We start from the raw sequence: 7178 nt of genomic DNA, 5'->3' as shown, positions 1-7178 counted from the left end.
TCCAGCTGGCCATGACCGATCTGATGGCCCGCCGCCTCACCGACGAAGCCACCATCTCCTGGCGCGACCCGACACCACAGGATCAAACACCCATTCCGGGATGAAACATCGGGAGAAAACGACCTCTAAGACACCGTTTCTGTTGGTGACTGCATCGGTGGGCCAGCGATCGGTTGGTCGCGGTTTCCCTGGTCAGCGAGGCATGCGCTGCCCGAGCTCTCGGGCCTTCTCACGCAGGCCCGCACCCCAGGCACGCCCTCCGGCCGGAGCGGAGGCCTTTCAGCCGGTTGCGAGCACCCGCGGACTGCCGGGCGAGGAGGCTCGCTCTGCGGCCCGCCGTGGGGTTGGGCCGTATGCAGCGCCAGGAGCAGGTGGGCCTGCTCCCTTTTGCCGGGCCTATTGCCCGGCAGCGACGTGCCGCATAGGACCTGCCGGTGGGCCATGCCGAGCATGAGAGCGCTGCCACCGTCCAGCCGTTCGAGGTCCCTCTGTGCGGCGGCAGACACGGTGATCACCCTCGGAGGCTGCCCTGCCGCTGTTACTACCTGCGGCGTCTCGCACGATCGAGGGGTGGTCTTCGTGAGACCACCCCCGCACGATTGAAGGCTCACTCCCGCCAATTGACGAAATGATCAGGTCAGACAGCGTAATCCTGCTGGAGTGCTAGACCATTGGTGGAGGGATCAGTCGGTAGAACTCGCTCTCGTCAGGTGTCGGTGCGGGGCGGCTCCGCCCCTCAGGCACCCGCTGCTCCTCTCCCGGGTGCGGACCCTGCCGAAGGGTGCGGTGGCGCGCGCCTGCGCGGACGCGTTCGCGGTCCCGCCTCACCAATTCCGCGAGCTCGGCCGCCCGGGGGTCACTTGCCCGCTCGGCCGCCTTTGCGTGGCAGTGTCGCAGGTCAAGGCATTCTTTGTGCATTGGCCCCTCCTTGAGCTCGACCACACCGATCATCTCGGCGAGCTCCGCCTGGAGTTCGACTGCGGGCGGATAGTGGTGCAGGCCCTGCGGCATACGAGGTTCGGCGCCTCCGACACGGATGTCCGTGAGCCGTCGGTATACCTCGTGGGCGCTCTGCGGGCGCTCATCGAGATCGACGGCCAACAGCTGGTGCACCAGGGCGCACAGCGCTTCCGGCGTGCTGTCGCCGTCGGTAAAGGCCGGCAACTCGTCCCGCCGGTGACTGGTGTATGCCAGCTGTGCCGTCAGCAGTTCGAACAGCACCGCGCCGACGGAGAAGAGGTCGCTGCGTCCGTCAAGGTCGTTGGCGTAACGCAGTTGCTCCGGAGACGCGTAGTAAATCGTGAGCGGCGGAACCACGCTGGTCGTCGTGACGACGGTCGGCGGGTGGGTCAGGACGGTGGCAGCCTCCATGAAGCGTGCAATGCCGAAATCCAGCAACGTGACCAGGCCGCTGGACTGGTCGTACATGACGTTGGGCGGCTTGATGTCGCGGTGCACGATCCCGGCGGTGTGCGCGCTGACCAGCGCGGACGAGATCTGCCGACCGATGTCAGCGACGATCGTCCAGGGCAGTGGCGTGCGGGTCTTGCGCACATGATCGAGGCTGCTGCCCTTGCACAGCTCCATGATCAGCACCGGCACGAAACCGTCGTTCACGGGGATGACGCCGTCATCCAGCACGCTCACGATGTTGGGGTCGGCCATGAGTTTTCCGAGGATGTTCCCCTCACGGGCGAAACGCGCCTCGTGCACGGCGTGGTGCCGGTGCTCCTTCCAGCGGTTGAGGAGGAGTTTGACTGCCACCCTCTCGCCCGTGCGCAGATGAACGCCCAGGCGTACTTCGCCGAACCCTCCCTGGCCGATCTTGTGGTTGCTGATGCTGTAGCCCGACAGAATCATGCGGCCCCCCGGGTCGAAGCGTCTTACGGCCCCCACCGCAGATCGCTCGCATCATGGCTACCCATCAGAAAAGCTGAGATAGAGGGTAATCCTGCTAGTTGCCAACATGTTACGTAGTGCGTGTGCATGTCTGACTTAAGGTCGCCTCCGTCCCCTGCCGAAGGGGGGAGCACGGGAGCGAACCCAGATGCCAGCCATCCAGCATGAGCAGGTCGTCCACAGCAACGGCGCGGGACGGGCATGCGTGTGGTACGCCCTCACGAGCCGTGGCATCCCTTTCCCGTAACCGCAAGGTCGGAACGCTCGGGCTCGACTTCGCTCATGCGGTCAACGTAGGACCTCAATCAAACTTGAGGTCAAGGAGCTGGCTCGATCGTGGGCTTGGCCGCACTTGGCTGCCTTTGCGCCACACGGCCACCCCTCGTGCGGGCGGGGTGGCCGTCGTGCGCGGCGGGTTCAGGAGCCTCGACGCCGAGGTCAGGGGTCCACGATGTCGAGGGCAGGAGCCTACGACGCCGGGGCCAGCTCCGCCCGGCCGAACAGGAGGGCGTAGCCCGGGGGGAGTTGGGCCAGGATGCGGGTGGTCAGGTCGTCGCCGATCAGGGGCGGCAGCGCGCTGAGCACCGAGCTGACGTCCCAGCGGGCGGTGGCGGATGTGGCTCCGGGGGTGCGGGAGGCGACCGCGTCGACGAAGCGCGCGGCCGTCAGCCGCTGGGTGGCCGGGATCTGGGCCGCGATCAGCCGGGCGGCCTCCGCGGGCAGGACGCGGGCGAGGTCGACCCGTTCGTCGCCGGTGATGTGGGTGCCGAGAGCGGAGAGGACGGTACGGGTGACCCGCTCGGCCTCCGGCAGGGTGGCGTAGCGGCCCGACTGCCTGACGGCTTCGATCAGTTGGGGCCAGGTGACGTCGTCGGCCTGGGCGCTTGACGTCGTGGTCACACGTGGCACTGTCGCCGTGCTCATGTGCGGGGCTTTCCTCCGGTGCGTGCGATGGGGTGCGTGCGATTGTGGGGTGCGCGCGATTGTGGGCTGCGCGCGATCGTCCCGCGCCGCGCCGCCGGGAACTCGAACTCGTACCGGCGGCGCGACACGGTGTGGGTGGTGTGGGCGGTGTGGCGAGGTCAGCCGCTGAGCTGCCTGCGCGTGTCGCCGCCCGTGATCTGGATGCGACGGGGCTTGGCCTGCTCGGCCACCGGGATGCGCAGGGTCAGGACGCCGGACTCGTAGGAGGCGTCGATGCGCTCCGTGTCCAGCGTGTCGCCGAGGAACAGCTGGCGGGTGAAGGTGCCGGTGGGGCGCTCGGCGACGAGGGGTTCCGCGCCTTCGGGGGCGGGGGACCTGCGCTCGGCCCGGACGTTCAGGACGTTGCGCTCCACGTCCAGCTCGATCGTCTCCGGGTCGATGCCGGGGAGGTCGAAGTGGACGAAGAAGTCGTCCCCGGAACGGTAGGCGTCCATCGCCATCGCCGACGGGCGACTGGTGGCGGGGCCGAACACCTGCTGGGTCAGTCGGTCGAGCTCACGGAAGGGGTCCGTGCGCATGAGCATCACTGGTCACTCCTCTCTTCGGACGCAGTGGGTGCGATGCCCTACGGTCTGCGTCTTCTTATATAGCTCGGAGGAGGAAAGTTGACAAGCCCGGGCTCAGGTTCGGGTTTCCGAGGGCTGCGGGCTAGCCTCAAGATCCCGAGCAGGGCGTAGGACGCAGGAGGCAGACATGGCGAAGGTTCCCAGTGCGGTGGTCGCCGCGAGCGGGCTCGTGGGCGGGTACGGCGTGGCCCGCTGGACCAGGCAGCGGCCGCTCGGCGGGGTCGTGCTCGCCGTGGCCGGGGTGGCGGCCGCGCGGCAGTGGCGGGAGCAGGCCGGTGGGGTGGCCGCGGGGGCGTTGTCGGCCGCGTACGTCGCCGCCTTCGCCGGGTCGCATCCGCTGGCGAAGAAGGTGGGTGCCTGGCCTGCCGTGTTCGGAGTGGCAGGGGCCGTGGGACTGGCGTCGTGGGTGGTCGCGGACCGGCGCGGCTGATCGGCATCGGCTGATCGGCTGGTCTCGGTGAGTCGGCGGAGCCGGCCGACTCACCTCGGTCGGCATCACAAGGACGCCGACACAGCAAAGAACCCGGCCCTGAATCCCAGGGCCGGGTTCTTGATCGGAGCGCCGGGCAGGCCTTGCACCTGCATCTCCCCACAGGAAGTGGGGCGTCTTTCCTTGGACCACCAACGCACTGTCCGCCGACCGGAGTTCCGGCGACTGGACGCAGATCAACTATAGCGCAGTTTCTGTTACCCAGCCGTCAGCCCTCGCCCCCTCCCCTGGCCGCGCCGGCCGCGCTGCGCTCGCTGTCCGCCGCCGTCAGCGGCTTGGCGATGTCCTCCAGGGAGCGGCGTTCCGCCTTCACCGCCAGGAGGGCCGCGACCAGGCCGGCCAGGCACATCAGCGTCGCGCCGATCGAGAAGGCGAGGACCGTGTCGCCGACGACGCCGGATTCCGTGAGCTTGGCGAACAGCAGCGGGCCGCTGATGCCGCCGGCCGCCGTGCCGATGGCGTAGAAGAAGGCGATGGACATGGCCCTGGTCTCCATCGGGAAGACCTCGGAGACGGTCAGGTAGGCGCTGGAGGCGCCGGCCGAGGCGAAGAAGAGGACCGCGCACCAGCAGGCCGTCATGGTGGCAGCGCTCAGCGAGCCCTGGTCGAAGAGCCAGGCTGTGCCGAAGAGGAGCAGGCCGGACACGATGTACGTGCCGGAGATCATGATGCGGCGGCCGACCGTGTCGAAGAGCTTGCCGAGGAGCAGCGGGCCGCAGAAGTTGCCGATGGCGATGACGGCGAAGTAGTAGCCGGTGTTGCCGCTCGGGACGTCGAAGAACGTCGTCAGGATCGCGCCGAAGCCGAAGGTGATCGCGTTGTAGAGGAACGCCTGGCCGATGAAGAGGGAGAAGCCGAGGATGGCGCGCCTGCGGTAGTCGGAGAAGACCGTGCGGCCGATCTCCAGGAAGGAGACGCTGCGGCGCTGGTGGATGGTGATCTCGCCCTCGGCGCGCGGCAGCGGCTCACCCCGCTCCTCCTCGATCTGGCGTTCGATGGAGGAGACGATGCGTTCCGCTTCGTCGTCACGGCCGTGGATCAGCATCCATCGCGGACTTTCGGGGACGTGCCGGCGGACCAGGAGGATCACCAGGGCGAGGACCGCGCCGAGCGCGAAGGTGAGGCGCCAGCCGACGTTCGCCGCGAAGATGTCCGTGTCCAGGGCGACGATCGACAGCAGCGAGCCGAAGACCGCGCCCAGCCAGAAGCTGCCGTTGATCATCAGGTCGGTGCGGCCGCGGTACTCCTTGGGGATCAGCTCGTCGATCGCGGAGTTGATGGCCGCGTACTCGCCGCCGATGCCGAAGCCGGTGAGGAACCGGAAGAGGAAGAACCACCAGGTGTCGAAGGAGATCGCGGTGAGGGCCGTGGCGGCCAGATAGACCGCCAGGGTGATCATGAAGAGCTTTTTGCGCCCCCATTTGTCGGTCAGGCGGCCCCAGAAGAGGGCGCCCAGACAGGCGCCCGCCACGTACAGGGCCGCCGCCATGCCGGTGACCTCGCCGGACGTGATGGGCAGGCCGCTGCCGGGCTCCGACAGGCGGCTGGCGATGTTTCCCACGACGGTGACTTCGAGACCGTCGAGGATCCACACGGTGCCGAGGCCGATGACGATCGTCCAGTGCCAGCGCGACCACGGAAGGCGGTCGAGGCGGGCGGGGATGTCGGTGGTGATGGTGCGGCCGGTGTCGGCCTGGGCGGTGGTCATGGGCCCCCTCTCTCTTCGAGCGGAACCCGGATCGGGTGCCCTGACCGGTTTCTCTTACGCCCGAAGCTTTATGCGCCCAGCGCGTGCGACACCGTGTAGATCAGCAGACCGGCCAGGGAGCCGACGACCGTGCCGTTGATGCGGATGAACTGCAGGTCGCGGCCGATGTTGGCCTCGATCTTCCGCGTGGTGTGCTCGGCGTCCCAGCTCGCCACCGTGTCCGTGATCAGGGAGGTGATCTCCTTGCGGTAGGTGGTGACGACGTAGACGGCCGCGTCCTCCACCCACTTGTCGACCTTGTCCTGGACCTTGCGCTCGGCCGCCATCCGCGAGCCCAGCGACAGCAGGGACGCCCGCACCCGCAGCCGCAGCTCGCTGCGCTCGTCCTCCGCCGCCGCGACGATCATGGACCGTACGGCCGTCCAGGCGCTGGCGATGAGGTCCTGCACCTCGTCGCGGCCCAGCACCTCGCCCTTGAGCCGTTCGACACGGGCGCGGGTGTCGGTGTCGGACTGGAGGTCGGAGGCGAAGTCGGTCAGGAACCGGTCGAGGGCGCCGCGCGCGGGATGGCCGGGCATGTCGCGCATCTCGGTGACGAACCGCAGCAGTTCCTTGTAGACGCGCTCGCCGACCTTCTTGTCGACGAACTTCGGGGTCCAGCCGGGGGCACCGCCCTGCACGGCGTCCATCACGGAGTCGCCGTGCAGCACGAGCCAGTCGTGGGCGCGGGTGACGACGAGGTCGACGACCCGCTTGTGGCCACCGTCGGCGACGACCTTCTCCAGCATCTTGCCGACGCCGGGACCGATCTCCTGGGCGTTGGCGCGGCGGGTGATGGCCTCGCCGACCACCGCCTGGACGTCGGAGTCGCGCAGGACCGTCAGGGCGCCGCGCAGGGCCGTGGACAGCTCGGCGGTGACCCGGTCGGCGTGTTCGGGGACCGCGAGCCAGGCGCCGAGGCGGCTGCCGATGCCGACGGCGCGCAGCCGCTGCCGTACGACGTCCTCGGAGAGGAAGTTCTCCCCGACGAACTCGCCCAGGGAGACGCCCAGCTGGTCCTTCTTGGTGGGGATGATCGCGGTGTGCGGGATGGGGATGCCGAGGGGGTGCCGGAAGAGGGCGGTGACGGCGAACCAGTCCGCGAGCGCGCCGACCATGCCCGCCTCGGAGGCGGCGGCGACGTAGGCCGCCCAGGTCCCCGCGCCGGAGTTGTGCGCCCATGTGGACAGGACGTAGACCAGCGCCACGAACACCAGAAGTCCGGTGGCGGTGAGCTTCATCCGGCGTACGCCGCGCTGTTTCTCCTCGTCCGCCGGGCTGAACGTGGTCATCGCGCGGTTCACGGCGCCGCCGGGGCGGGCATGCTGCCCACCGACACCGGCACCCTTTTCTGCTGCTTTCGTCCGTTCCATCCGCTCCACCCGCTCGGTGATCCCGCACACATTGTCCCTTCCTGACCGACTCCTGGAACGGAACAGGAGTTCCCGGCGTCTGTCGGAAGGGGGTACTGCCATGGGGTGCTGTGAGCTTC

6 protein-coding genes and 1 pseudogene are annotated in these 7178 nt (G+C 68.6%); 2 read left to right on the top strand and 5 right to left on the bottom strand.

Features of this window, described 5'->3' with window-relative positions; all coding sequences use genetic code 11:
- Window positions 1-104: pseudogene (locus K4G64_RS41040) on the top strand (IS5/IS1182 family transposase); the annotation flags it as partial.
- A gap of 559 nt (window positions 105-663) precedes the next feature.
- Here the strand turns inward: K4G64_RS41040 and K4G64_RS12745 are convergent.
- From K4G64_RS12745 to K4G64_RS12735, 3 genes are all read right to left on the bottom strand, one after another.
- The gene (locus K4G64_RS12745; protein WP_221756137.1) at window positions 664-1860 is read right to left on the bottom strand and encodes a serine/threonine-protein kinase; all 1197 of its coding nucleotides are present in this window, start codon (window positions 1858-1860) and stop codon (window positions 664-666) included.
- Window positions 1861-2367: 507 nt separating this feature from the next.
- Window positions 2368-2823, bottom strand: coding sequence for a DUF2267 domain-containing protein (locus tag K4G64_RS12740; protein WP_221756136.1), 456 nt, complete (start codon window positions 2821-2823; stop codon window positions 2368-2370).
- Between the two features lie 158 nt (window positions 2824-2981).
- Window positions 2982-3407 (bottom strand): Hsp20/alpha crystallin family protein, encoded by a 426-nt coding sequence (locus K4G64_RS12735; protein WP_190899250.1) that lies wholly within the window; start codon window positions 3405-3407, stop codon window positions 2982-2984.
- Window positions 3408-3576: 169 nt separating this feature from the next.
- On the opposite strand from K4G64_RS12735, the gene K4G64_RS12730 reads away from it, so the two are divergent.
- Window positions 3577-3879: a hypothetical protein gene (locus K4G64_RS12730; protein ID WP_221756135.1), complete on the top strand. Its 303-nt coding sequence runs from the start codon at window positions 3577-3579 to the stop codon at window positions 3877-3879.
- A gap of 268 nt (window positions 3880-4147) precedes the next feature.
- Here the strand turns inward: K4G64_RS12730 and K4G64_RS12725 are convergent, their stop codons facing one another.
- Both K4G64_RS12725 and K4G64_RS12720 read right to left on the bottom strand, forming a co-directional pair.
- On the bottom strand, window positions 4148-5647 hold the full coding sequence (locus tag K4G64_RS12725; RefSeq protein ID WP_221756134.1) for an MFS transporter: 1500 nt from the start codon (window positions 5645-5647) through the stop codon (window positions 4148-4150).
- Between the two features lie 68 nt (window positions 5648-5715).
- The gene (locus K4G64_RS12720; RefSeq protein WP_260460388.1) at window positions 5716-7059 is read right to left on the bottom strand and encodes a DUF445 domain-containing protein; all 1344 of its coding nucleotides are present in this window, start codon (window positions 7057-7059) and stop codon (window positions 5716-5718) included.
- Window positions 7060-7178: the final 119 nt, after the last annotated feature.

This window comes from Streptomyces sp. WAC04114, from assembly GCF_019733245.1.
Taxonomy (GTDB): Bacteria; Actinomycetota; Actinomycetes; order Streptomycetales; family Streptomycetaceae; genus Streptomyces; species Streptomyces massasporeus_A.
Note: the sequence above shows the minus strand (reverse complement) of the source record. Positions and strands in the feature narration are given on the sequence as shown.

What these genes read in the sequence shown, in the direction of transcription:
- K4G64_RS12745 (WP_221756137.1), bottom strand. Translation starts at nt 1,860, where the DNA reads ATGATTCTGTCGGGCTACAGCATCAGCAACCACAAGATCGGCCAGGGA.
- K4G64_RS12740 (WP_221756136.1), bottom strand. Translation starts at nt 2,823, where the DNA reads ATGAGCACGGCGACAGTGCCACGTGTGACCACGACGTCAAGCGCCCAG.
- K4G64_RS12735 (WP_190899250.1), bottom strand. Translation starts at nt 3,407, where the DNA reads ATGCTCATGCGCACGGACCCCTTCCGTGAGCTCGACCGACTGACCCAG.
- K4G64_RS12730 (WP_221756135.1), top strand. Translation starts at nt 3,577, where the DNA reads ATGGCGAAGGTTCCCAGTGCGGTGGTCGCCGCGAGCGGGCTCGTGGGC.
- K4G64_RS12725 (WP_221756134.1), bottom strand. Translation starts at nt 5,647, where the DNA reads ATGACCACCGCCCAGGCCGACACCGGCCGCACCATCACCACCGACATC.
- K4G64_RS12720 (WP_260460388.1), bottom strand. Translation starts at nt 7,059, where the DNA reads ATGGAACGGACGAAAGCAGCAGAAAAGGGTGCCGGTGTCGGTGGGCAG.